Genomic DNA, 212 nt, shown 5'->3' with positions numbered 1-212 from the left:
ACCGCACTACAGCTCGTTTTGTCGGTGGGAAAACGAGTACCGAATGCGTGAACTCCGCCGCCTGCTCCGCACTTCGGCGGAGCAGGCGGGCTGGAGTGGTGAAGCTGCAATTGACGCTAGCGGCTTTCAACGCGATCAAACCAGCTACCACTACCGCGACCGCGCAGACTTCTCGTTCCAGTCGATGAAGACGACGATCTTGATCGACGTGA

General features: G+C 58.5%; 1 pseudogene. It reads left to right on the top strand.

Annotation, left to right across the window (positions count from 1 at the left end):
* Positions 1–212 (top strand): annotated as a pseudogene (locus N5096_RS05000) (IS5/IS1182 family transposase); the annotation flags it as partial.

It is taken from the genome of Halorubrum yunnanense, assembly GCF_026586675.1.
GTDB classification, from domain to species: domain Archaea; phylum Halobacteriota; class Halobacteria; order Halobacteriales; family Haloferacaceae; genus Halorubrum; species Halorubrum yunnanense.
Note: the sequence above shows the minus strand (reverse complement) of the source record. Positions and strands in the feature narration are given on the sequence as shown.